Below are 1,170 nucleotides of genomic sequence, written 5' to 3' on the forward strand. Positions count from 1 at the left end.
TTATACCAAAGGATGTAGCCCCTGACTCGTATGTGAAGTGACGAACGGAGTTGGCTCTGTTTCTCTTGCTGCGGGAGGAACTGGCTGATGACGAGGGCGGTGAAGCTACGGGATGACTATTCGGCCTCTGACCTGAGGCGGCTTGCGGCACGCAGTCGGCATGCGAATGCTGCGCGCCGGCTTCTGGCCCTGGCGGCGATCCGTGACGGGGCAAACCGCACCGATGCAGCCCGCGTAGGTGGCATGGACCGCCAGACATTGCGAGACTGGGTTCACCGTTTCAATGCCGAAGGGCCCGATGGCCTGCGCGACTATCAGCACGCAGGGCCGGCCTGCCGTCTGAATGCCGCACAGCAGGCCGAATTGAAGGCGCTGGTCGAGGCGGGTCCGGATCGGCAGCGCGATGGCGTGGTGCGCTGGCGCCGCGTCGATCTGCAACGCGTGATCGAAGAGCGCTTCGGCGTCGTCTATCATGAGCGTCACGTATCCACCCTGCTGAAACGGCTTGGTTTTTCCCATGTCAGCGCCCGGCCGCGTCATCCGGGGCAGGATACTGCCGTCATGGAGGCATTCAAAAAAACTTCCCTCGCATCCTGAGCGCCCACACCGGTCATCTGCCGAAGGGAAAGTCGATCGAGATCTGGTTCCAGGACGAGGCCCGGATCGGCCAGAAGAACGGCATCGTCCGGCAATGGGCCCGGCGAGGCACGCGGCCACGCCAGCCGGCCGACCAGCGCTACGACAATGCCTGGCTGTTCGGGGCGATCTGCCCGGCGCGCGGCAAAGCCGCTGGCCTGGCGCTTCCATTCACCGGCACGGCCAGCATGCAACTGCATATCGAGGAAATCTCGCGTTGCGTGACACGAGGCGCCCACGCGGTCGTCCTGCTCGATCGCGCCGGATGGCATACTACGCCCAAGCTCAAAATGCCCCGCAATGTCAGCCTGATCTTCCTACCGTCCCGTGCTCCCGAACTGAACCCGGTCGAGAATATCTGGCAGTTCCTACGCGCCAACTGGTTGTCCAATACCGTCTTTGACGGCATCGAGCACATCATCGACGCCGCCTGTTCCGCCTGGAACAACCTTGCCGACCTGCCGGAAACCATCCGATCCATCGGTCTCAGAAAGTGGGCTCATACAGGTCAGTCTCTATAACCGTTGGTATTAC

General features: G+C 62.3%; 1 protein-coding gene. It reads left to right on the top strand.

What is annotated here, in order from left to right:
- Positions 1-87 precede the first annotated feature (87 nt).
- Positions 88-1,157 (top strand): IS630 family transposase gene (locus tag GXY01S_RS17805; RefSeq protein ID WP_110570501.1). Its coding sequence is split into 2 segments (ribosomal slippage): positions 88-574 and positions 574-1,157, totalling 1,071 coding nucleotides; the frame shifts between segments, so codons are not numbered across the junction.
- Positions 1,158-1,170 lie beyond the last annotated feature (13 nt).

The sequence above is a fragment of the Komagataeibacter xylinus NBRC 15237 genome (assembly GCF_001571345.1).
GTDB classification, from domain to species: Bacteria; Pseudomonadota; Alphaproteobacteria; order Acetobacterales; family Acetobacteraceae; genus Komagataeibacter; species Komagataeibacter xylinus.